This is a genomic window from Pandoraea sp. XJJ-1 (assembly GCF_026802345.1).
Taxonomy (GTDB): Bacteria; Pseudomonadota; Gammaproteobacteria; order Burkholderiales; family Burkholderiaceae; genus Pandoraea; species Pandoraea cepalis.
Window position 1 is genome coordinate 3,735,573 of sequence record NZ_CP113827.1, and the last position, 22,636, is coordinate 3,758,208.

A 22,636-nucleotide genomic window follows, 5' to 3' on the forward strand; every position below is an offset into this window, starting at 1 on the left:
TGCCGCCAACTCAACTGCCGAGCAAACTCCACAACTAGAAAAGAGAAAACACCATGAAAGCACTCACCTTCAAACGCTATGGCAAGTCGCCCGAGATTGGGTTCGCCGATATTCCCCATCCCACACTGAAGCCCGATGAATTGCTGGTCCAGATTCACGCGGTTGGGTTGAACCCAATCGACAACATGATCCCGACGGGAATGTTTAAGCCCGTCCTGAAGTTCCGGCTGCCGGCCACATTGGGTAGCGACCTGGCCGGTGTCGTGACTGAAGTCGGCAGCCGCGTGTCACGTTTCAAGCCAGGCGATGCCATCTATGCCAGTGTCTTCGATCTTGGCACAGGCTCTCTCGCGGATTTTGCCGTGGTGCCGGAGAGCGTTGCCGCCCTGAAACCGGCCAATCTGGATTTTGTACAGGCGGCCTCGATCCCAATGGTTGGACTCACCTCGTGGCAAGCTCTCAAGGAGCGGGTCAATCTTCGAGCTGGCCAGAAAGTGTTCATCCCTGCAGGGTCCGGCGGCATTGGCACGTTTGCAATCCAATTGGCCAAATACATGGGAGCGAAAGTGGGAACGACGACCAGCACAGGCAACGTTGAACTGGTAAGCCGCCTTGGCGCAGATGAGGTCGTCGACTACAAAAAGCAGGAATTCGAGATAGTGCTGCACAGCTACGACGCGGTGCTTGGTACGGTCAGGGGAGACGCGATTGAGAAATCCATCGGCATCCTCAAACCAGGAAGCAAGATCGTTTCTATCGTTGGCCCACTGGATGCAGCGTTCGCTCGTGCTAAGCGGTTGAACTTCGTCCTGGCATTCGTATTCGGGCTGATGAGCCGCAAGATCACGCGTCTTGCGAAAAAACGAGATATCACCTACTCATTTCACTTCGTGCGTCCCGATGGAGCTCAACTCACCGAGATCGGTGAACTCCTCAAGGCGGAGCGCATCCAGCCAGTAATTGACAGGGTGTTCCCTTTCGAGCGGGCAAAGGAAGCTCTTGAATACCTTGCCCAAGGGCGAGCCAAGGGTAAGGTTGTCGTCAAGCTGAGATAAAGGCTGACTGGAGTCATTGCAGTGACGTAGGGACACCTGCACTTGCGATGCCATCCCTCGCCTTTTCATATGACGAATATCATGCGTAAGCCACCAATATAGCTCTGGAATTTCAAATGACAAACGACGGCTCAGCCAGTGAAACCTTGCGCGCATGGAACGTCCAGATGGAACAAGTGCGGCAACGGAGACTTGATCGGGGTGACGGCAAAGCGGGGCTCGCCGGTCCTGAGCAGATCAAAGGCCTGACAGGACTACAGGTCATGACGGCATTGCTCAATGGCGATCTGCCACATCCCTACATGGCCGATACGTTTGATTGTGACTTGGTTGAACTTGGATATGGACATGCCGTATTTCAGGCGACTCCACAACTCAAGCACTACAACCCGCTCGGTTCTGTTCATGGCGGGTGGTACGCAACACTGTTGGACTTTGCTTTGGGGTGTGCTGTCCAGACCAAACTGCCTGCTGGCCGGACTTACACCACCGCCCAAATCAACGCCAATATCGTTCGGGCTGCAAATACGCAAACAGGGGCCCTGCGCTGCATCGGAACAGCTCTTCATGTCGGTCGCCAGGTTGGTACATCCGAAGCCCGGATCGTCGGCCCTGACGGCAAGCTCTACGCGCATGCGACTACAACATGCGTAATTTTTGATGCCCCGTAGATATTCACTTACCCGTCCTTTTACATCCAGCCCCTTTGGAGCCACAAACAATGAGAAATCTAATGAAAGCCCACTTCCTTGGGCTGGTCGTCGCCGCAACACTGGCTTCAACATCCGCTTCGGCACGAGATGCGGCTTTCGCTGACGTGGCACAAAGCTCGCAGACGATGGAGCAAGGGCCGCAGGATTCCTGGAAAAACGTGCCGACACAAACCATCACGGCAGGCGGCGTGGACTTCGCCTATCGCGAGCTTGGCAAGAGCAACGGTGGCACGCCGGTGGTATTCCTCGTGCATCTGGCCGCGGTTCTAGATAATTGGGATCCACGGGTCGTGGAGGGCATCGCCGCGAAGCACCACGTCATTACTTTCGATAACCGCGGCATTGGGGCATCTAGCGGTTCGCCGTCGAACTCAATCGAGCAAATGGCAGATGACGCCATTACCTTCATCAAAGCGATGGGGTTCGAGCAGGTTGACCTCTTCGGATTTTCGATGGGCGGGATGATTGCTCAGGAAGTTGTCCTGAAAGAACCGCAACTCGTCCACAAGATGGTTCTAGCAGGAACAGGTCCAGCGGGTGGCGAAGGCATCAGTTCCGTAGCAGGTGTGACCTTCTACGACATGCTGCGTGGCTTCTTCACGGGCCAGGATGCAAAACAGTTTTTGTTCTTCACGCGCACGCCAAATGGCATCGAGGCTGGAAAGGCGTTTCTGGCACGACTGAAGGAGCGCACAGAGAACCGTGACAAAGAAATCTCCGTAAGCGCGTTTATGGCGCAGTTATCCGCCTTGCGCGCCTGGGGATCTAAGTCACCGGCCGACCTGTCAGTCATCAAGCAGCCCGTGCTCGTGGTCAATGGTGACGACGACCGAATGGTTCCAACTTCAAATTCACGCGACTTGGCTCGGCGGCTTCCAAATGGCCAGCTCATTATTTATCCCGATGCTGGCCACGGCGCCGCGTTTCAGTTCCATGACGACTTTGTTCTGAAGTCGCTTGAGTTTCTGAAGCAGTAGGCTGTCATTTGCGGAGCAAATGTTCATCTATAGGAAGCACCCATTATGAACGATACCCACGTCACTGCCCCAACTCGCTTCGTAGAAGTCGATGGCAATAGATTCGCCTATCGCCGCTGGGGTAATGTTGCAACAGACCAGCCGCCGCTGTTCTTCCTCCAGCATTTTCGTGGGGGAATGGACCATTGGGACCCGCTCATGACGGACGGTTTGGCCGCAGGTCGAGAGGTGATCCTCTTCAACGGTCGTGGCATTGCATCGTCATCCGGCAAGCCGCGTACCCGTATTGAAGACATGGCAGATGACGCGGCAGCCTTCGTTCGCGCGCTGGGCTTGCAGCAAATCGATGTTCTGGGCTTCTCGCTGGGCGGCTTCCAGGCGCTGGACCTGACTTGGCGTCATTCCGAATTGGTGCGCAAACTGATGCTGCTGGGCACCGGCCCGCGCGGCGGCAATCCCGACATGGAGCCGCAGGTGCTGACCACCGCCCCCCGCCCGGTTCCGGTCTTTGAAGACTTCCTGTACTTGTTCTTCGGCCGATCGACGCAAGCGGAACAGGCTGCGCGCGAATTCTGGCAGCGCCGTCATGAGCGCATCGACCAAGACCCGCCGTCCTCACCGGAGGTCGCCAAGGCGCAGATCGAGGCCAACATGCTGTACCTGCCCAGGCTGTCGGAAGACGACCCTTTCGCCTACCTGCGCAGCATCCAGCAGCCTACCTTCATCCTTAACGGCGTGAACGACGTGATGATCCCAACTATCAACTCGTTCTACATGGCCCGCAACCTGCCGAACGCCCAGTTGTTCATCTACCCGGACTGCGGTCACGCCGCGCAGTTCCAGTGCCCGCAGCGCTTTCTGTATCACGCGGTGCGGTTTCTGAGCGAGTGACCACGGCACTCATCGATCCATTCACGATCCAGCATCCGAAGGACACCGCTATGTTCAAGTTCAAATTCCTGCTATGGGCGTTCACTCTGCTCCTGAGAAGGGAGGTCAAAAACAACCCCGACTGCGCCCATTACATCGAGGGTAAGAGCCTCGTGTTTCAGATCCGCACGGTCTCCGGTGTTGGTCGCTACTTCGTCATCCGCGATGGCGCCATCCGATCCTATGCCGGACTGACGACGAATGCCCAGTTCATCCTGAGCTTCAAAGATGCCGCGAAAGGCTTCGAGATACTGTCGGCCAAAGATAGCCAAGCTGCCTTCCTGAGGGGCCTGGGCAGCACCGATTTGACCATCAGCGGCGATTTCCAGGAGGTGATGTGGTTCCAGGGCCTGACGGCGTTCCTGCAACCGCCGAAGGTCATCTCCCCTTACGAACGCACCGCATTCTGAGACACGCATGAAAACCGACCTGTTGAATCAGCCGTTGCGCCTGCCCAATGGCAGCATGCTGCGCAATCGGCTCGCCAAGGCGGCCATGAGCGAAACGCTGGGCACCTATCGCAATCGCCCGACCATGGACCTGGTGCAGTTGTACCGGCGCTGGGCCGCTTCTGGGCTGGGATTGATCGTGACGGGCAATGTCATGATCGACCGCCGCGCATTGGGCGAACCCGGCAATGTGGTGATCGAGGACGAGGCAGACTTGCCTGTCCTGCGGCAATGGGCACACGCGGCAACCGGACAAGGTGCAGCCATCTGGGCACAGCTCAACCATCCTGGCAAACAGTCGACCAAGGGCCTGAATACGTTCAACCTCGCGCCCTCGGCCGTTCCCTTCCGCAAGGACATGGCGGCATTCTTCGAGACCCCGCGCGAAGCCACCACGTTCGATATCCAGGACATCATCGAACGCTTCGGGCGCAGCGCGGCCATCTGCAAGAAGGCCGGATTCAGCGGCGTGGAGATTCACGGCGCGCATGGTTACCTGGTCAACCAGTTCCTCTCCCCGCACCACAACCGCCGCAGCGATGAATGGGGCGGAAGTCCCGAGAAGCGGCGGCGTTTCGTGCTGGCCGTCTATGCGGAAATCCGCCGCCAGGTCGGCCCGGACTTCCCGGTTGGGATCAAGCTCAACTCGGCCGACTTCCAGCGCGGAGGCTTTACCGAAGAAGAATCGATCGAGACGATCCGCGCGCTGGCCGATGCGGGCATCGACTTGATTGAGATATCCGGCGGCACCTACGAGGCACCAGCCATGAGTGGTGCGATGCAAGAGACGAAGAAGACCTCCACTGCGGACCGCGAAGCCTACTTCCTCGAATTTGCCGAGAAGGTGCGCGCCGCCGTGAAGGTGCCGCTGATGGTCACAGGTGGCTTCCGCACCGCATCCGGCATGAACACTGCGCTGCGCTCCAGCGCGCTGGATGTTGTGGGCCTGGCGCGGCTGCTGGCGATCGATCCAGACGCGCCCGCCGCCTTGCTGCAAGGGCGCGACAGCGTGCTGCAGGTGCGCCCGATCAACACCGGTCTCAAAGCTGTCGATCGCATGAGAATCATGGAGGTGCTGTGGTACACGCGCCAGCTCAAGCGCATTGCAAGGGGTAGAGAGCCGCGTCCCGACGAGAGTGGCCTGGCAGCGTTCTTGAAGTCCGCTTTCAGCAGCGGCTGGGGCACCTTTCGCACGCGGCGCCTGCGGACGCGCAATTGAGCGCCGAGAGGTACATCGCAGAAATCCAACAAGATGATCACACGACACTTCCACTACTACGAGCCCTCCAAGGGCTTGAGGTTGGTTACGGCAGTGAAGCCGTACCATCCCGACTACTAACCAACGGAGATGCCGCGCTGTCGTCCGATTTCCCATGACACTCCGCCGCCTCGCACCGTTGCAGCAATCTGCTGACCTAGCCGCTGTTCGATCACTTGCTTCCAAGGCACCAGGCTGAACCCCATGCCGTCATCGAGCATGGCGTAACGCCCGCTGGCAAGCGTGACGCTACGCCGATAGATCCCGGCAATGCGTTGCCCATCGGCCACCGGGCGATACTCCAACCCGGTTTCAGCGGTAATGTCCTTCGCGGCCTTCGCCAGCTCGCGACTGCGCAGCGTCGCCAGCAGGTTGCGTGCGAGGACGATGCGCTGCCCGCGTCGCTCGGTCAACCCTTGCTCGGTCAGGAAATTGGCACGCTGTTGTAGCGCATCCTTGACCTCACTGCCAAAGCCCAGGTCCCCCAGCCCCTTGCCGCCGCCAATCAACTGCTGATCGAGCCAGGTGGCGCCGATCATGCGGGCCTGCAGCTCAATGGGAAGGTGCGATTTCAGCTCTACCGCTACACCGCCACCGAGCCGCTGCGCGTCGTACTGGCGGCCCTGTTCGGTCAGGTTGCCGGGCACGCGCCAGACGCCTTCGGCCTCACGCTCCACGATGCCGGCACGGCGCAGCGCTTCGAGCCGACGCACATGCGCTGCCACCACCTCGCGCGGGTCGCGATCGGGCGTGGCCTGTCCCTGTGCGACAGCCAAATGTTGATCGGTACGGTACACGCCCTTGATGGCTAGCGCAGCGATGTTCCGGTCGGCCGTGCGCACGGCGGCCGCGCCTTTTACTTCCACCACTGCACCAGTCGGGTATTGCCCCAGTTCCGATCGTGGCGGCAGCGCGACGTAGTGCGCCTTGCCATCGGTCCCGTCGACGACCAGATAGCCCTTGTCGTGCAGTTCGTCGGCCAGCCCCTTGCCGACCACCCGGCCGACAATGGTGTGGCCATCCTCGCCCGGCTGGAACACCGCCAGTTCGCGTTGCCGGCCACTCATGGCGCGCTGCATGGTGCGGATGATGTCGCCTCGCTCGCCCATGGCTCGCAGCGTGGATTCGGCGTCTGCGTGGACAGCCCATGTGCCGTGTTGCATCTCGGCCGCCAAGCCCATGCGCTGCAAGCGTTGTAGGCGGCCGATCAGCATTTGACGGTGGCTTTGCAGCCGGGGCTCGGCTAGTGTCTCCGGATGCACAAGACCATCCACTGCCACGCGCTGCAAGGTGCGATCCAACCCAGTCCACCGCTCCTGGTCAACTTCGCGTTGCGTGGCGCGCTGGATCTCCAACTCGGTGCGCCGCCCCAGCCATTCGGTTGCCAGTTCGGCGGCCCGGTGACGCATCCCCTCGGCGATGTAGTCGCGGGAGATGATGAGGTCTTTGCTAGTGTCATCCTTCCCTCGTAGGACGACGTGCGTGTGCGGGTTATCAGTGTTCCAGTGATCCACCGCCACCCAGTCCAGCCGCGTGCCCAGGTCAGCCTCCATGCGCGCCATCAGATGCCGGGTGTAGGTGCGCAGATCGTCTAGCTGTTCGGCGTCTTCCGGCGAGACGATGAAGCGGAACTGGTGCCGGTCCTCGCGCCCGCGTTCCTCGAAAGCGGCAGTGTCCGCCGCGTCGGTCGTTGGGCCGTAGGCATGGCCCGGACCGCCCTGGCGATCCACCCCTTCACGCTCGATGTAACGCAGGTGCGTAATGGTCGAACGTGACCCGGCTTTGGACAGATTGACGAGCCGCGCCTTGATTGTCACGCGACGGGCGTTGGGTGTGAGCGAGGCTCCGGCGAAGCGGGCCGCGACGTGGCCACGCCCCAACCGGAAACCGGGCCGATGACCGACTTCGCCGATCGTCTTGCCGAGCTTGGCGCCGGCCTTGTTGGTCTGGCGCAGCACCTTGTTGATGAAGGCGTTATCGCGCTGTTTTGGCGCGCCAGGCCGCACCCGGAATCGGTCATCGTCTTGATTGCTCATGCTGTGCCTCCATACAAGATCAGCGTAGCCGGGCGGACGAAGCACACGCCTTCGCCAATGCCGATGCGGCATTGCGCACTCTCACGGCACGGCGCCGCTCCCAGGCGCGTGCCGCGCCACCCCCGCGTGCAGACAGGGTTTTCAAGCGGCTGCGTGCCGCGACCTTTTATCTTGCCTTCCGCCTTTGCCCCTCGCTTTCGCTCTGGGCGTCGGCGGCCCGGCGGTGCTGCGCTGCCCGCAGCCAGCCCGCCGGCGAACACGGCCACGGCCACCGGCCGGGTGTGTTCGAGGCAAGACTCCTGCACGTAGAAGGACGGTGCATGAGCTTGCGCGAAGTGCGGTGCACGATACGCAGGATCGGCACCCGCACCGCACGCGCAGCGACACTTCGACGACCAGTGAAACGACAAGTCAGATGGCACGATGAGGTACATGGAAATGTGCAGCGAATCGGCAGCCATCATGGACGAGTCTCCAGCCAAATCGGATGCGCAACACCGATCACCGTGGATGCAGCAACCGGCCCGAAATAACGGCTGTCGAACGACGCCGGATTGGTCACACTCAACAGGAACAGTTCACCGGATTCAAGACGACGGCACTGCTGCCACGATGGCAGCAGACGGCCCAGCCGGTCAGCTCGCAGCACGGCGGCCGAAGGCACGCCGTCGATGCGGACGATGCCACCAGTGATACACACTTCCTGCGGTGCAATCGCACCCACGCGCTTGAGCAATGGAACGCGCGTCGGCAGGTAGCCGCGCTGCGCAGCCAATGCGGCGGCCTCGGCCGGTAGTGGGACCAGCACGATGCTGTTCACGGGCAACGAGCTTGGCAGCGAGCCGGCCCGGTGGTCGAGCGGATCGACGCGATACCAGCCGACCGCCACGCTGTCGGACGGGTTGTAGGTCAGGCGCGGCAGCGGCAACACGAAGGACGCCCAGGCCAGCGCAGCGAAGCCGGTGGCGGCCAGTGTCGCCACAACGATGCGGGCGCGCCCGAGCGAGCGAGAATGCGGCGCAGTGCCGGATGTGGAAAGCGTCGTCATGACAGCGCTCTCCCGACCAGCCAGGTCGCGTGCCGCTTGGCTGTATACGCTGGCAGCGGCAGGCGCGCAGCGAGACGATTGCCGAGCGTGCGCCAGTACGCGGGCGACACATCGGAGGGAGCGACGCCTTGCGCCTCGATGGCGTCGATTTGCGCCAGCACGGTGCGCACGGCGGGTTCACCCTCGGCGTGCAGCAGAAGGTGCGCGCCGGGCAGCACACCGGGGATGCGCTGCGCCGCGTCCAGCGGCGTGCAGGCCTGCATCACCATGAGCTGCCAGCGCACGGTGCCGTAGTCGTTGGCGTGCCAGCGAATGCGACAGAACACGGCGCCTGGCAGGAACATCGCGACGCGCCGCCAGCGGTCGAGCCGGATGGTGCGCGCCGGTTCGCCGAAGCGCAGATAGATGTCGATGCGCTGCTCGATGTAGGCCAGCGAAACGCGGGTCAGTGGTGCGGCGCCGGCTCGGCCGACGAGTTCAGCGAGCGAAGTCGGCGGTGCAGCCGTGCCTGGCAAGGCGTGAGCGTTCATGGTGTTCTCTCCGTGGATACGTCCGGGAACTCGCGCTCCAGCAATGCGCGCAGAAGTTCGGCCACCGTCACGCCCTGCGTGAAGGCCGACACCTTAATGCGCGCACGCATTGCGGGCGTGATATCGAGGGTCAGGCGCGCGGTGTAGAGGTCGCCTTTCTGGATGTCGTTGGCTTCGCCCTGGCGAACCCACGCCTCTGCGTGCGGGTTCGCTGGCGGACGTGCACCGATGCCGACGCGCTTGCCGCGCGTAGATCGTTCTGTGGTCATGTCGGCCACCGCAGCAGTTCATCGACCAGCGCGGTGATCTCGCGCGCGGCGGCGTTGTCAGGTGCCGTCTCGCGGGCGAGCCGGCCGGCGGCCACGCTGTCTGCGAAGACGATGCGCTGATGCACTTCCGAACGCAGCGCAGGCAGCGGCTGGTCGGCCAACGCCTGGCGCGCTTCACGGCCAATGATGGTCGTGCTGACACGCCGATTGATGGCGAAGGCTGCGCGTAGCGCTGGCCTGAACACCTGCGCCTCACGGATCAGCGCCACCATTTCGGCGGACGCCCACAAGTCGTAGGGACTGGGCTGTACCGGGATCAACACGCGCTCGGCTGCCAGCAGCGCGGAGCGCGCCAGAGCGGCGATGCGCGGCGGGCCGTCGATGATGACGTGATCGGCCCGGCGTGCCAGTTCGGGCGCCTCCTGGTGCAACGTCTCGCGTGCGAGGCCCACGGCGCTGAATAAGCGCGGCAAGCCCTGTTGGGCGCGCCGCTGGGTCCAGTCCAGTGCCGAGCCTTGCGGATCGGCATCGAGCAAAACAACTTGCTGGCCGCGCATGGCCAGTTCGCCCGCGATGTGCGTGGCAAGCGTGGTCTTGCCCACACCGCCTTTCTGGTTCAGCAAAGCGATGATCATGGCGCGGCCCTCCTTGCTGGAAAGCCGGTTTTTCTTCGCCGAGTGAAACGCCGCGCATCGTGCCGTTTGGCAGTTTTCCACCGAAACGGCGCGCTGTTCTTATTAGTTAAAGAAATTAAGTTAGGGAAGTTAGAGAGACCGGAAACCCGCTCCAGTATTGGGTTTTCGGCGGTTTCGCACGCCTGATAGCACGATAGGGACACGCCCGATAGCACGATACCCGGCACGTCTGATAGCACGAGGCCATTCACAGTTTTTCCCCGAGTTATCCCCGTGCCGTCCGCAGCACGGGCCGGAAAGTCAGCAGTTCGGCCCCGTCGTCCGGCATCCGCTCGATGCCCAGGACGTAACCCGGCATCGACTGCCGCGCCACCAGCGCGCGCAGGTCGCAGGCGAAGTCGTAGGGCTTGGCCGTGCTGCCCGACTTGCGGTGCAGATGCTTGAAGTCGAACTGCCAGCCGCCCGGCTGCTTGCCGCCGTGCTTGCGCACGAGGCGGTACAGCCAACGCTCGATGCCGCCCGTAAGCTTGAAATACGCCGGGTCGATGGTCAGCACCAACGCAGCATCCATCACGCCGACAAAAAACCAGTCCGGCAGGATCAGCTCGATGCCCAGCGGCGTGCCGCTGGCGTCGGCCAACTCCTTCCATTCGTTGATCCACGAGAAGCGATGCAGGCGTCGCCCGGTCGTCTCCCGGATGGAGGTGGCCACCGTGGTTGATTGCAGTCGATCCAAGGCAGCTTTGAGGCGCTGGTAGTCGCGCAGCGACGTACCGCGCCCGATGAAGCGCAGGATCTCGTAGGGCGTGGCGCGCATGAGCCGCGACGGACGAATGCCCGCGTCGCGCGCTTCCACGATCTGGCTGGCCGCCCAGATCAGGATGTCGGCATCCCAGATCGTGGCGATGCCGTGTTCCTGCGTGCCCTCCACACGGATCGTCACGCCACCGGCGCGAAAGTCGATCGGCTGAACGCGCTTCGACTTCGCCAGCGAGAAGAACGGAAAGGCCATCAAGTCCTGGCTGTCGCGCGGCGCCATGTCGCCCGGCAGCGCGCGGAACAGATCGAGCTGTTCCCGCTCCTGCATCGATCGCTGCCCCGATGATCGGGACGGCAGCGATGGGTTGGGCATGGCGATGGCCACCGGCGAAGCGCCGATCAGCGCGCACGGCTGTCGGCCGAGTGCTGCTCGGCATATTCGGGGTCGGACGTGGCCTCGAAGCTGCGCTGGTCGGCCCAGGCGTCGAGGTCGGCCACCGCGTACATGACGCGACGGCCAAACTTGCGGAAGCGCGGGCCACCGCCGATCACGCGCTGCTTTTCCAGCGTGCGCGGCGACAAGCGCAGGTATTCGGCGGCCTCGTCGTTGGTCAGGTAGCGTTGGGGTTGTGCAGTAGCAGCGGGCTGCGGCTGCGTGGCGTGTGCGGCAGCAGGCCGCAAGGGAGCGGGTCGCATCGGGTAAGCCTCCATCGGTCAGGACAGTCCAGCCGCACCGCGCGGCCAGATGGAGGCAGTCTCAAGAAAGGGATGCGTCCCGTTGAGGGTCGTTTTACAGGGAAGGCAAAACGACCCTGCTCAATTTATTGGAGTTGCGCTAAGCGGCGATAGCCACCGCGCATCAGGCCCTGGCCTCGTCGCACCAGACGGCGCACGCGGGAACGCAGGCCGCCATCGGCATACCAGCTTTGGACCACGGCATCGGCGCCGAACAGGCCTTCGGCGACTTCACGCAAGGACGCCCCTGACAAGGTGGCGTCGAGCGCCTGCAAGGTATGCAGTTCCTGCAGCGCAGTGGGCGCAGGCCGGGGCCAAGCAACTGCCGCAGGCGTGCTTTCGGCGGCTACGGCCAGCTTGTCCAGTTCGACCCGGAGTGTGCAATGGCGTGCGCAAGGCATGTCGCACGTGCGGATGGCGTAGACGTAGGCCATACCATCCTCTAGGTTCTGCGCCAACGTCAGGCGCAGGCAGCACCCGGGCCAGCGCGTGGTGAGTATTAGGCGTTGCCCATCGTGGGCCAGGTGCTTGTGACCGGGAATGCTCCAGAACTCGAATGGAGCGGCATCCGGTGGCGGGTCAATGTCCGGGTGGAGCTGCGCCGTGCAGGGATGGCCGGGAAACCAGGCCGGATGTGCGTCGCGCGCATCCAGGGCCGGGTCTTCTAGCATACGCAATCCCCAGGTGTGGGCAGTCTCCGGCTGGCGGCGACGGTGTAGCCAGTCGTGGCGATAATCGGGATGCCGGCGCAAATACTCCCAGGCCAGTGCCAGGTCATCCAGGTGCAGCACGTAGAGATACGCGGCAGTGGGATACCAAGGTTCGGCGCTTCGATCAGTCATGACGCAACCTCCTGTTGGGCAGGGATCGTCGCCACGGTCGTCGGCACGCGAGAGCTATGTCATCAAGACCTCAACGCACTGCCAGCAAAGGGATAGACTCAAGCTGCAACGAGAGGTGTCAAGACTGATTTACTCCGAAGCCTTACAAGGATTGTCCGAATGCGACGTCTGCGCAGCCCTGAAATGGGGCGCAGCGGATAAGACCCTGCCGCAAGCCTTGCCGTGCATCGTGTCTCTTTCGGTCAGGACGCGCCGACTTGGTGCAAGAGATTCGATTCAGACCGCAACGGTCTTGAGTTAGACAGAGAAAGACACAATGCGCCGCTATTGTCCGTGACTGGATGGCCCGCGGCGGCGGGGCCATGCGGCTCAATCAGTCGGAAATTGAGCCATCGCGTTGCGCCAGCCGGACGTATTCCGATAACGACCGCGAAGCGCGGAAATACAGGTCGCGTCGGATGGGCTCCTGACGCGGCCCGACGATACCTGCCAGGTCGGACAGCTTGACCGTCCCCAATTCCGGCATGCCGATGCCGAGGTCGATCACCCCCCAGGCCGTGTCGCCATCGGCCGGGTCGAGCGCAGCCAGCAACCAGGTTGCGTGCGCATCCGGCGTGAACAACCGCACCACAGGCAGCGGGTCGATGCGCTGACCCGCGGCGCGTGCCTCACCATTAGCGAGCAGTTGCGCTCGCTCGTCGGCGGTGGTGAGAGGCTGAGTCATGGTCAGGAACCCCACAAAACCGAGAATGCACGAAACCGCTTTTGCGTGAAAGTGCAGAAACACCGAACCGGATGAGTGCTTTCGTGGGTAAGCACGGATACGCAAGCCGTCGAATCCGTACAGACACAGAAATGCAAAAGCGGAATTGTGGAAGCCAGGCAAGACACGGATACGGTTCCCCGGTTCTGTCGAAATCCGCCGATACGGTTTTCCGTAAAAGTACGGAAGCGGACAAAACCCCAGCTAATGAGTTAAAGATAACGTGGTTTTAATTGTCCCGAAATTGGACGCTTCTGTCTATGCAGAAGCGATCCATCCAACCCGGTCGGCCGACCGGTGCCACCACCTTCGATGCCGAATTGGCGCAAGCCTTCGGCGCGGCGGTGCGCGCGCTGCGGGCGGAACGCGGGATCGCGCAAGAGTTGCTGGCGAATCTGGCGGGCATCGAGCGTTCCCACATGGGAAAGGTCGAGCGCGGGGAGCACATGCCCACGCTGGCGATCATCTTCAAGATCGCCGGCGCGCTTGAATGCAGTACCGCCGTGCTGATGACCGAGACCGAGAACCAGCTCGCAGCGGCCAGGTCGTAGGTTTGCCGTGCAGAGCACGGCTGCCCCGCCGCAATGGGCGGGGCGCTGAGGCGGCCTTCAGGCTGCCTGGGGCTTGCTGCGCGACCAGATCAGGTTGTGCGTGCCGTCCTCTTCCTCGATCAGGCGGGCATAGATCGTCGCCGGGAACGTGGGATCGTCGAGGGTCACGGACACGTAGGGCCGTTCGGCCTTGCTGACTTTCTTCCACGCCGCGCCGATGTCGTAGCCGCCTGCCGCCTGGACGCGGAAGTCGGGGGCGTTCTCGCTTTCTTTTTCGTTGGGGATGAGCTTGACCTTGACGTTGAGCGTCAGGGTGCGGATCGTGCCGGTGAAGCCGTCTTTGTCTGCGGTGAAGGTGCCGATGGTGGCCATGATGTTTTCTCCTTGCGGTTTAACCAAGGTCGCGCCCATCGCGTCCTTGTTGTGATCCGGCCGGCGGGGGATGGGCGGGTCGCACCGCTTGCGGCCGAAACGCAGTGGAGGACTGGGAGGTGCAAAGAATTTGTCCCGCGAGGAATGCGCCGAACACAGTGACCGCGCAGGGGAAATTGTTTGCGCCGGATGGTTGCGGCCATGAAGCCCAAGGCGCAGCCGTGCCCCCGCCAGGATTCACGACAAGCCAAGGACGCATGGGCCGACTGCTCCGCAAGGAGACAGGGCTGACTCGGCATTCCAGCCAGATTACTTCGCCGGTTTGCCCCCTGATGCGAACAAGGCCGATCCCCCCAACGGAAATGTCGAACGACCCCGCAGCATCCTGCGGCGGCATGCTTGAGGCGTGGTGTGGAAGCTCCATAGCCAGGCTGGGCGGTGTATTTGTGAATCGTCTGTCGTGACGTGGTGGTGACGAAACGCCAGCATTGAGCACGGCACGCATTTGCACAACCCAGCGCAGCGAGCCAGGGCGTAGCCCCGCACCCGTCCATTGTGGTGGGGCACTGGTCTGGCCGATCCGATGCAAGCCGGTTCGGCGCTCTCACAGGGGCGCCAAGCAGCGCGCGGCGGGGATGGGCCTTGCGCCGATCCCCTGGAGGCAAGCGAAGCGCGCAGCGCCACAGGCGCGAAGGTGCGTGAGGGATTGAAGCCGAATGGCCGTGACGGCAAAGACGGCACGGGGCGCAGCCCGAAAGCCCGGCGGCGCTGCGCGCCGACACGCCCAGGTCGTTCCAGATTTCCAAGAAAGAAACGGGCACATGCGCTTGCTGGAATTAGCACTGTCCGAGCATCGAGCCATGCAGGCGATGGGGCACGAACTGCTGTTGGATGATTCCGCGTACGCACGTGCTTTGACTGCCAGCCTCATGCGGGCCGGCATCAGCCGGGCGGGATGTTCGGCGAAATCAACGCCGCCGCCTGAGCCATCGCGAAGACGGCGGCGTTCTGATTTTGCTATTGGCCTTCGACACCGGGCGCGGCCACTGCCGCGACCGGATTTTTGCGTCCACCGCGCCCAGGGCGGAACGGCCTGGGCGCGGTGCTGATCGCGGTTATTCCTTCGTCTCGATGAGCCACCACACCGCACGGGGCAAGGCGCGGCCTGTGATGGGGTGAATGTCCGTGAGGTCGGCGCGAGCCGTCCAGCCCGAGGGCGGGTGGTAGCCGCGCACGTCGCCTTCGCTGTGCCAGCGGCGGGCGCGTACCGTGCCGGGTGCATAGATCGCCGCCATGCGCGGGCGACTGGTGGTGCTGCGGGTCATGGGCATTTCTCCTTTCAAGCGAAGCGCCCCGGTCGAGGCCGGGGCACTTGCCTTCGGCGCGGGTCAAGCGGCCAGCGCCTCGGCGGGTTCATCCGCCACAGCCTCGGCATCCTCCGGGGCATCCTGGACCGGGCCATCCTCCTGCTGGGCTTCCTGCACTGCCGGGACTTCGGCCTTGAAGATGACAGGCATCCAGCCCGAGCCATCGGCCAGCCGCTCGGCTTCGCTGGCAATGTCGGCCTTCTTGAGCGTCGCCAGCCGCGTGACGTGCTCCGGCGCGTACTCGCCCACGGCTTGCAGAATCGCGGCCTTCGGGATGTGCTTGAAGTAGCCTTCTGCGGTCGGCTGCCACCATGCAGCCATGTCGAGGCCCACGGCTTGCGCCAGCTCCCCGCCGGGCTGGCGCTGCGTGGCGCGGGGCGTCACCACGTCGACCGTCGAGGCCACGCACACGGCCAGCAGCTTGACCAGCTCGCCTTGCTCCATCGCCAGCAGCGCGGCGAACAGTTCGGCGCTGTCCTCGGGCAGCTTGCCAGCCCATGCCTGTTGCCGTTCGCGCAGCGCCACGGCGGCGGACGATTCCGGCCAGTCCGGGGCCATGCTTTCCAGCCGGTCTTGCTGCGAGAGGCGCACGCCCAGCGGCAGGTCGTGGCCGTAGTGGCTTTCATGCAAGACGGTCTGCACCATGCCATGCACCAGCGCCGCCAGTGCCGCTTGCGGATGCCGTGCGACTTCGATTTGCAGCGCCGCCGTGCGGTGCGCGCTCAAGCGTTGCGCCAGCCGGTCGGACATGGCGACGGTCTTGGGCTGCTCGTCGTCCTCGCCTTCGTCATCGTTCGCGGCTTCGCCATCGCTGCCGAAACCCTGCCGCAGCCGTTCCAGCGTGCGCAGCGCCTTGGCCTCGGCCTCGCGCAGCAGGCCGCGATGAATCACGGCCTCGCCGTTACGGTCGATGGTGACGATGGCTCCGGCGGCGGCCTTCACGGTCGCGCCATAATCCTGCAAGCCATCTTCCAGCGCCTGCAACTGCTCGCCCAAGGCTTCGCCTTCCTCTTGCAGCGCGTCGGCCTTGTCCTCGTCCTCGGCCTCCAATGCGGCATCAAGGGCTTCGCCTATTTCCTGCATCTTGGCTTGCAGCTTCTCGATACGCTGCGCCTCGCGCTTGGTCGGCTCGCGCCGCTCCCTCGGGGCTCGCTGGAAGGCGTGCAGGTCGGCATGGGTCACGCCGGGCGTGGCATCCACCCATGCCCAACCTTCGCCGCGCACCTCGGCGGCGATGCCCGCCAGCCTGTCTTGCGCCAGCCGTTCCAGCAACGCGGCATCGGTGAGATACACGCCTGCATCGCCTTCCGCGAACAGGTCACGGCGGATGCCGCCGCCCGCCTGCTCGTAGGCGTCCAGCCCGACGAAGCGCACCAGCGGATGCCGGTAGGCGTCGATTTCGCGCTCGGTGAGACGTTCGCGCAGCGCGGACGGCTGGCGCTGCCATGTCGGCGCGTCGTAGAACGCGCTCTCCTGCGCGCCGTGGTCGTCGGTGAGGGCAAGGGCCATCAACTGGTCAAGCGTGATGGCATCGGCGCGATAGTCGGCCATCAGGCGCGGCGAGACGTTGGCCAGCTTCAAGCGGCGCTGCACCACCAGCGGCGTGACGGAAAAGTCCGCCGCAATGTCCTCGATGGGCCGGCCTTCGGCCACTAGCGCCGCGAAGGCTTCAAACTGATCTGCCGGGTGCATGGCTTCGCGCTGCACGTTCTCGGTGAGGCTGGCGGTTCGCGCCGTGCCATCGGCCACCAGCAAGCAAGGCACGTCCCATTCCTTCGGGATGCGGCGCTTCTTCGCCAGCAGCTTCAATGCGGCCAGCCTGCGGCCACCGGCCACGACTTCGTAATGCTCGCCATCGGCAGCGGCGATCACGATGAGGTTTTGCAGCAGGCCCACGCGCTGGATGGATGCGGCCAACTCGGGAATGGACATGCGCGGGGTCTTGCGCACGTTGCGGCCCGTGGGGCGCAGCAGCAGCCGCGACAGCGGAACCAGAATCAGGTTCTTGGTCGGGTCGGCGGCTTCCAGCACGGCGGCGGCATTGACGGCGCGGGCTTCGGTTTGGGTAACGGCGTTCATGGTGTATCTCCAATCGAGTTAAACAAGGGAATGGAGGGGAACCGCCCCTCCGGCGGGGGAACGGTTTAGGCTTTCAACTGGCGCAGGCCATCGGCCAGCAGCCACAGGGCGCGGTTCAGGCGCACATCGGAATCAATGCCCTGCACCGGGCGGGTTTGCTGGCGGCGTCCGTTGGCGCTGCGGCCATGCAAGCCACCCTTGGTCAAGTTCTCCTGCGTGCGGTTGAACACGCTCCACAGGTCGGGGCGGCGGTCATCGAACCGGCGCGGCATCAGGATTTGTGATTCGGTGACGGGCGCGGGCTTGTCGGGGTCGTCGTACTTGAGGACCAGCGCGGCGCGGGCGAACACCTCGGCTTCGCCATCGTCCAGCGTGATGCCGCGCATCAGGTCGCGGGACTCCTTCACGCGCTCGAAGCCGCTCAACACTTGATAAGCGCCTTCGATGACGTGCCCGGCCACGTCGCCTTTGTGGGGCACACGCACGTCCGCCACGGTGTCGCCGCAGACAAGGCCATTGCTGCAAACGAAGCGGAACATCCCGGCCAGCATCTGATAGCTGCTGGTGCCGTCATGCGAGTTCAGCAGCACGATTTCATTGGCTTCCGCGCCGTTGATCTGGCTGGCATGACGCAGGCGCAGCATGTGTTTCGTGTGCTCGCGCTTGCCTTCATCGCGCACGCGGGTCTGCGTCACCATGAAGGGCTGGAAGCCTTCTTTGCGAAGCTCGGTCAGCACGGCGGCGGTGGGGATGTAGCTGTACCGCTCGGAACGGCTCTCGTGCGGGGCGTCCGCGAAGATGGACGGGGCCACGCGGCGAATCTGGTCATCCGACAGCGGGTAATCGCTGCGCAGCGACGGGGAACGGGAAGCGAAGCGGGATGCGAGTTGCATGGTCTTTCTCCTGACGAAAAGGGTTTGCTGTTCAAACCGCACACCGGATTCCTAGATTCGGAGCCCAGCCTTTCGGCTGTTCGGTGCGGTCGGCACGAAGAACCCGGTTGGCCTCGTTGCCGCCGTCTTTCCTGAGTTCATCGCCCGCGACGGTCAGGAGCGCGCGGACGGGGGCCGTCAAGGAAACAAGCGCAGGGTTGGTGCGGCCCGCAGGCGTAGCCGAGGACACGGCCCTGCGCGCCTTGACGGCACCAGGCCGCGGGCTACAGTCGCGAGCAAGGTGATGAGCGAGGGAAGACGGCTGGACAGGCAACGGCCGCCCTTGTGTGCCGACCGCACGGCAAGCGAAGCGCGCAGGCCCGGATCTGGAAGCCGGGCCAGAGGCGTCAGCCGAGCAGCGCGAGGGAACGATGGAAGCCCGAATGGGGCGAGACGCCGCAGGCGGCTCGATGCGCAGCACGACAGCGCGACCGGCCATGTTTCCTTGGCCGGGGACGCACTGAACTCGATGTTCGGTGAACACCACGCCCAGGACAGCCCTCCTGCACAAGGCATCGAGGAACTGGTTCTGCTGCTGGGATTGCGATTGGTTTCTGGCCGATCCGGCGCAGCCGGTTCGGCAGTCTTCGAGGGGCGCCAAGCATCGCGCGGCGGGGATAGGCCGAAGGGCTTTCCCCTGGAGGCAAGCGAAGCGCGCAGCGTCGCAGGCGCGAAGGCATCGACATCGGGCGCAGCAAAAGGAAAGGCGCGTCGCCCGAGAGGACGACGCGCCAGGTTGTCAGCGCGCGATTAGCTCGCCGTCGCCGACACCATCGCCTCAAGCTGCTCGATGACGCCCGGTTCGACGAAGACGCAAGGCTGGTTGGCCTCGATCGGTACGTTGAACACCTTGGCGAACACATGACGCTTCAGGTGCGCCAGGCGGCCCGTGCGATAAGCCTGCTCGGGCTTCAGGCTGCCACCCGGCGAGCCGCTGCGCTGCGGATTGCACTCGACCAGGGCGACAAAACCATCGTCGGCCAGCTTCTGGTGCTCGGCGCACAGTCCCCAGCCCGTCTTCGTATGGCGCTCCATGCTCGCGCGCAGGCGCTTGTCCAGCAGGATGGCGCCTGCGTCGAAGGCCAGGCCGCAGACCAGGCAGACGTGCTGTTCCATTGAAACGTGTGATTTGTCGTTCATGACGATCTCCGGTTACTCGGGCGGAATTGCCCGGAACCGTCGGCAGCACGGCGCAGCGCAAGCAGTCAGGGGGCGCAGACGGCCAGAGGGCCGCAAGCGTGCTTGCACGCGCAGCCCTTGATGGCGAGAACGCCGTGATACGGTGAAGGGAGCAGCAAGACCGCCTCACACCACCACCTACGCAGACCTGCCTTCGGCAAGTGCGCAGCACGCGCAGGCCCGTGAGGGCCGGAGCTGCGCCACCGGACGCAGCAAAAAAGGGGCCGAAGCCCCTGGGTTCAGAGCAGGCCACGCTCGGCGAATGACGTTGTGGCCTCGCCGCCGACGACAATGTGATCCAGCGTGCGCACATCCACCAGCGCCAGGGCTTCCTTGAGGCGCTGAGTCAGCAGCTTGTCCGCCTGGCTCGGCTCGGAATTCCCGCTCGGATGGTTGTGAGAAAAGATCACGGCCGCCGCATTGAGATGCAGCGCCGTTTTCACGACTTCGCGCGGATAGACCGATGTCTGGTCGATGGTGCCGCGGAACAACTCGACGTATTCGATCAGACGGTTCTGGCTGTCGAGGAACAAGGCAGCGAAGACTTCGTGCTCGAAGCTGGCCAGCTTGGTGCGCAGGTAGTCCTTGACCAGGGCCGGCGACGTGAACAACGTCCCACGCGGGGTCTTCTGGTCGATGACATACCGGGCTGCTTCCAGAATCTGGTCAGCAGTCGCCAGCAGATAACGCCCCTGGTCGTCACGCACCAGCAGCGAGGAATCGAGAGATAGAGAAAGTTGCGACATGATCGTGCTCCGGTTGCTCGGGCGGAATTGCCCGGAACCGGCTCCAGCACGGCGCAGCGCAAGCAGTCAGGGGTCGGCGACGGACGCCAGGACGCAAGCACGCAAGGCGCGCGCAGCCCTTGACAGCGAGAACGCCGTGATACGGTGAAGGGAACAGCAAGACCGCCCACACTCCACCACCCGCAGAGACGACGGATGGGCAAGCGCAGCGCGCAGGCCCTCAAGGGCCGAAGGCATCAGGGATCAAAGCTGGATGGCCGCGACTCGGTACGAGGCGCGGGGCGCAGCCCGCGAGCCCGACGGCGGAACGCCGGGACGGCTGTCGTACACCAGGCTACCCGGAAGGGAATTCGCTGTGCAGCGAATATGGCGTTTATGCCGAATATTCGGTATAGTGCTGTTATTCGCTGAACAGGAAATAACGGCCGTCATGACCGAATCGCCCCTCGTGGAACATGCTCTGATCGAACAGCTCTTGGATTCACTCCGGGAATTGCCAGACGTGCACGCCGAGTTGGCTCGGTCAGAACCTGTTGTTCAAGCCGCTGGTCGCATCGACGCGAAGATTGATCTGCACATCGCCGGCAAGTCGATTGTCTTGCTGGTTGAGGCAAAGAAGTCCGTCTTTCCCCGAGACGTGCGCCAAGCGTTGTGGCAGTTGAAGTCACTGCAGCACAGTCATTCCGCCGATGTGCAACACCTGCTCATCGCCGAGTCGCTCTCACCGGGGGCGAAAGAATTGCTTAGAGCCGAGCGCATCGGTTACTTCGACAGCGGCGGAAGCCTGTTCCTGCCCGCCGCTGGTGCCTACGTCTACATCGACAAGCCGGCTCCAAAGACTTTGGAAAAGTCGGTGCGGTCGCTCTTCTCCGGGCGGCGTGCCCAGGTTTTGTATGCGCTCCTGGTCAATCACGAGGAATGGTTTGGTGTTACCGAAGTGGCCGAACGGGCGCAGGTGGCTCCATCCACGGCCTCGGACGTACTAAGCGAGCTGGAGCGGTTCGACTGGTTGGTGTCGCGAGGACAGGGGCCGAGCAAGGAGCGGCATCTGCGAGAACCCAGTGCGTTGCTCGATGCTTGGGCGAAGCAGCTCGCCACGCAACGCGCGCCAGTGCTGCGCCGGTACTTCGTGCCCGGATTGAAATCTGATGCACTGATCGAACGGCTCGGCCAGATGTTCGATGCGCATCAGGTCGCTTACGCGGTGAGCTACGAAGCCGCTGCACAGCGCTATGCCCCCTTTTTGTCCGGCATCTCACAGGTGCGAGTTCGACTGCTACCCAGCACCAGTGCCGAGACGGCAATGGCTGAGCTGGGTGCTCGCGTCGTCAATGAAGGGGCGAACCTCGCGGTCATCGAGACGAAGTCGGCGGGAGAACTGCTGTTTCGGCAAAACGTCGGGGGCGTTTGGTTGGCCAGTCCGGTCCAGGTCTATCTCGACCTCTTGCGCGGTGAAGGCCGCGCTAAGGAAATGGCCGAGCACTTACGCAAGGAAAGGATCGGATTCTGATGGCAAAACCTGCAACGTTCGACGGCTACAGCGACCAGTACACGGTGGACTGCGAACGCGTCCTTGTGACGCTGCTGCGGGGACTCGGGCCGTGGAAAGAGTCGGTCTACCTGATCGGGGGACTCACGCCGCGCTATCTTGTTGCCGCACGGCCGCCGGTAGTGCCGGCGCACGCAGGCACTCTGGACGTGGACATCGTGATCGACCTGCAAATCCTGGCGGATACCGAGGCGTATCACACACTCGAAGACAACCTCAAGAAGATGGGATTCGAGCGGGCCGAGAACAGCGCCGGTACAAAGCTTTCCTGGCGTTGGCAGACCCGCACTGAACATGGCGCGTTGATGGTGCTGGAACTGCTGGCGGATGCACCGGACATCGCTGGTGGCAAGGTACAGCCATTGCCGACCGAAGGCACGATCTCGGCACTGAATATCCCATATTCCTCCATTGTTTTTGACCTTCACCAAGTTACCGAGATCCAGGCTGAACTCCTCGGCGGCAACGGAATCGCGACGGAACACATTAAGCATGCCAACCTGGTCAGCTTTACCTGCCTGAAGTCGTTCGCGTTCGATCAGCGCTTCGAACGCAAGGACGCGCACGATCTGATCTATTGCATTGAACATGCATCTGAAGGACTAGACGCCGTGGCTGCGGCTTTCCACAAGGAGCGCAACGGCAAGCACGGTACCGTCGTCGAGGCCTCGCTGGCAATCCTGCGCAGCCGCTTCGCAAGCAACGAGAAAGCCGAAGGCTATCGCAAGGATGGTCCGGTGTCGGTCGCCAAGTTTGAGCTGGGCGAAGGTGACGAACCAGAGCAACGTGAGGCGAGGACGTTGCGGCAGCGGCAGGCCTGCGACGTGATTGAACAACTCCTTGCTCGAATCGGATAAGGAAC

25 protein-coding genes are annotated in these 22,636 nt (G+C 63.2%); 9 read left to right on the plus strand and 16 right to left on the minus strand.

All coding sequences use genetic code 11. The features are described 5' to 3' along the window. The first annotated feature begins 53 nt into the window (after positions 1-53). The 6 genes from OYT13_RS17205 (at position 54) to OYT13_RS17230 (ending at position 5,343) form a co-directional block, all read left to right on the plus strand. The gene (locus OYT13_RS17205; protein WP_247561247.1) at positions 54-1,055 is read left to right on the plus strand and encodes an NADP-dependent oxidoreductase; all 1,002 of its coding nucleotides are present in this window, start codon (positions 54-56) and stop codon (positions 1,053-1,055) included. Positions 1,056-1,171: 116 nt separating this feature from the next. Continuing rightward, complete coding sequence (locus tag OYT13_RS17210) at positions 1,172-1,726, plus strand: PaaI family thioesterase (RefSeq protein WP_247561249.1); 555 nt, start codon at positions 1,172-1,174, stop codon at positions 1,724-1,726. Positions 1,727-1,788: 62 nt separating this feature from the next. Then, the gene (locus OYT13_RS17215; protein ID WP_247561251.1) at positions 1,789-2,745 is read left to right on the plus strand and encodes an alpha/beta fold hydrolase; all 957 of its coding nucleotides are present in this window, start codon (positions 1,789-1,791) and stop codon (positions 2,743-2,745) included. Between the two features lie 45 nt (positions 2,746-2,790). Continuing rightward, complete coding sequence (locus OYT13_RS17220) at positions 2,791-3,636, plus strand: alpha/beta fold hydrolase (RefSeq protein WP_247561252.1); 846 nt, start codon at positions 2,791-2,793, stop codon at positions 3,634-3,636. 50 nt (positions 3,637-3,686) lie between these two features. Beyond that, positions 3,687-4,085 (plus strand): helicase, encoded by a 399-nt coding sequence (locus OYT13_RS17225; RefSeq protein WP_247561253.1) that lies wholly within the window; start codon positions 3,687-3,689, stop codon positions 4,083-4,085. A 7-nt stretch (positions 4,086-4,092) separates the two neighbouring features. Next, positions 4,093-5,343, plus strand: coding sequence for an NADH:flavin oxidoreductase/NADH oxidase family protein (locus OYT13_RS17230; RefSeq protein ID WP_247561254.1), 1,251 nt, complete (start codon positions 4,093-4,095; stop codon positions 5,341-5,343). Positions 5,344-5,459: 116 nt separating this feature from the next. Here the strand turns inward: OYT13_RS17230 and OYT13_RS17235 are convergent, their stop codons facing one another. The 10 genes from OYT13_RS17235 to OYT13_RS17280 all read right to left on the minus strand — a co-directional run bounded on the left by OYT13_RS17235 (position 5,460) and on the right by OYT13_RS17280 (position 12,960). Continuing rightward, positions 5,460-7,418 carry a relaxase/mobilization nuclease and DUF3363 domain-containing protein gene (locus OYT13_RS17235; protein WP_247561255.1) on the minus strand — a complete coding sequence of 653 codons (1,959 nt, stop codon included), beginning with the start codon at positions 7,416-7,418 and terminating at the stop codon, positions 5,460-5,462. Next, positions 7,415-7,882, minus strand: a complete 468-nt coding sequence (locus OYT13_RS17240; RefSeq protein ID WP_268566703.1) for a hypothetical protein — start codon at positions 7,880-7,882, stop codon at positions 7,415-7,417. The genes OYT13_RS17235 and OYT13_RS17240 overlap by 4 nt, the downstream gene beginning before the upstream one ends. Beyond that, complete coding sequence (locus tag OYT13_RS17245; protein WP_268566704.1) at positions 7,879-8,466, minus strand: S26 family signal peptidase; 588 nt, start codon at positions 8,464-8,466, stop codon at positions 7,879-7,881. Before OYT13_RS17245 ends, OYT13_RS17240 begins: the two co-directional genes overlap by 4 nt. Beyond that, positions 8,463-8,996: a DUF2840 domain-containing protein gene (locus OYT13_RS17250; protein WP_268566705.1), complete on the minus strand. Its 534-nt coding sequence runs from the start codon at positions 8,994-8,996 to the stop codon at positions 8,463-8,465. Before OYT13_RS17250 ends, OYT13_RS17245 begins: the two co-directional genes overlap by 4 nt. Beyond that, complete coding sequence (locus OYT13_RS17255) at positions 8,993-9,265, minus strand: chromosome partitioning protein ParB (protein WP_268566706.1); 273 nt, start codon at positions 9,263-9,265, stop codon at positions 8,993-8,995. Before OYT13_RS17255 ends, OYT13_RS17250 begins: the two co-directional genes overlap by 4 nt. Next, on the minus strand, positions 9,262-9,900 hold the full coding sequence (parA, locus tag OYT13_RS17260) for a ParA family partition ATPase (RefSeq protein ID WP_111374380.1): 639 nt from the start codon (positions 9,898-9,900) through the stop codon (positions 9,262-9,264). The genes OYT13_RS17255 and parA overlap by 4 nt, the downstream gene beginning before the upstream one ends. Positions 9,901-10,165: 265 nt before the next feature. After that, positions 10,166-11,032 (minus strand): replication initiator protein A, encoded by an 867-nt coding sequence (locus OYT13_RS17265; protein WP_268566707.1) that lies wholly within the window; start codon positions 11,030-11,032, stop codon positions 10,166-10,168. A gap of 26 nt (positions 11,033-11,058) precedes the next feature. Beyond that, positions 11,059-11,355, minus strand: a complete 297-nt coding sequence (locus tag OYT13_RS17270; protein ID WP_268566708.1) for a helix-turn-helix transcriptional regulator — start codon at positions 11,353-11,355, stop codon at positions 11,059-11,061. A gap of 125 nt (positions 11,356-11,480) precedes the next feature. Beyond that, positions 11,481-12,236, minus strand: a complete 756-nt coding sequence (locus OYT13_RS17275; RefSeq protein ID WP_268566709.1) for a DUF2285 domain-containing protein — start codon at positions 12,234-12,236, stop codon at positions 11,481-11,483. Between the two features lie 373 nt (positions 12,237-12,609). Beyond that, positions 12,610-12,960, minus strand: coding sequence for a DUF2958 domain-containing protein (locus OYT13_RS17280; protein WP_111374441.1), 351 nt, complete (start codon positions 12,958-12,960; stop codon positions 12,610-12,612). A 299-nt stretch (positions 12,961-13,259) separates the two neighbouring features. Between OYT13_RS17280 and OYT13_RS17285 the strand changes: the two genes are divergently transcribed. Continuing rightward, the gene (locus OYT13_RS17285; RefSeq protein ID WP_111374377.1) at positions 13,260-13,550 is read left to right on the plus strand and encodes a helix-turn-helix domain-containing protein; all 291 of its coding nucleotides are present in this window, start codon (positions 13,260-13,262) and stop codon (positions 13,548-13,550) included. Positions 13,551-13,607: 57 nt separating this feature from the next. Here OYT13_RS17285 and OYT13_RS17290 read toward each other — a convergent pair whose 3' ends face one another. The 6 genes from OYT13_RS17290 to radC form a co-directional block, all read right to left on the minus strand. Next, positions 13,608-13,922 carry a DUF736 domain-containing protein gene (locus OYT13_RS17290; protein WP_111374376.1) on the minus strand — a complete coding sequence of 105 codons (315 nt, stop codon included), beginning with the start codon at positions 13,920-13,922 and terminating at the stop codon, positions 13,608-13,610. Between the two features lie 1,115 nt (positions 13,923-15,037). Continuing rightward, entirely contained in the window at positions 15,038-15,247 is a 210-nt protein-coding gene (locus OYT13_RS17295; RefSeq protein ID WP_268566710.1) for a hypothetical protein, read from the minus strand. 63 nt (positions 15,248-15,310) lie between these two features. Then, positions 15,311-17,368 carry a ParB/RepB/Spo0J family partition protein gene (locus OYT13_RS17300; protein WP_268566711.1) on the minus strand — a complete coding sequence of 686 codons (2,058 nt, stop codon included), beginning with the start codon at positions 17,366-17,368 and terminating at the stop codon, positions 15,311-15,313. Between the two features lie 65 nt (positions 17,369-17,433). After that, complete coding sequence (locus OYT13_RS17305) at positions 17,434-18,261, minus strand: DUF932 domain-containing protein (protein ID WP_268567895.1); 828 nt, start codon at positions 18,259-18,261, stop codon at positions 17,434-17,436. A gap of 789 nt (positions 18,262-19,050) precedes the next feature. After that, positions 19,051-19,440 (minus strand): ATPase, encoded by a 390-nt coding sequence (locus OYT13_RS17310; RefSeq protein ID WP_268566712.1) that lies wholly within the window; start codon positions 19,438-19,440, stop codon positions 19,051-19,053. A 278-nt stretch (positions 19,441-19,718) separates the two neighbouring features. Continuing rightward, a complete protein-coding gene (radC, locus tag OYT13_RS17315) occupies positions 19,719-20,225 on the minus strand; it encodes a RadC family protein (protein ID WP_268566713.1) in 507 nt (168 codons plus the stop codon). A 430-nt stretch (positions 20,226-20,655) separates the two neighbouring features. Here radC and OYT13_RS17320 point away from each other — a divergent pair, with 430 nt between their 5' ends. Further along, entirely contained in the window at positions 20,656-21,735 is a 1,080-nt protein-coding gene (locus OYT13_RS17320; RefSeq protein ID WP_111374368.1) for a type IV toxin-antitoxin system AbiEi family antitoxin, read from the plus strand. Beyond that, positions 21,735-22,631: an antitoxin gene (locus tag OYT13_RS17325; RefSeq protein ID WP_268566714.1), complete on the plus strand. Its 897-nt coding sequence runs from the start codon at positions 21,735-21,737 to the stop codon at positions 22,629-22,631. Before OYT13_RS17320 ends, OYT13_RS17325 begins: the two co-directional genes overlap by 1 nt. The last annotated feature ends 5 nt before the right edge of the window (positions 22,632-22,636 follow it).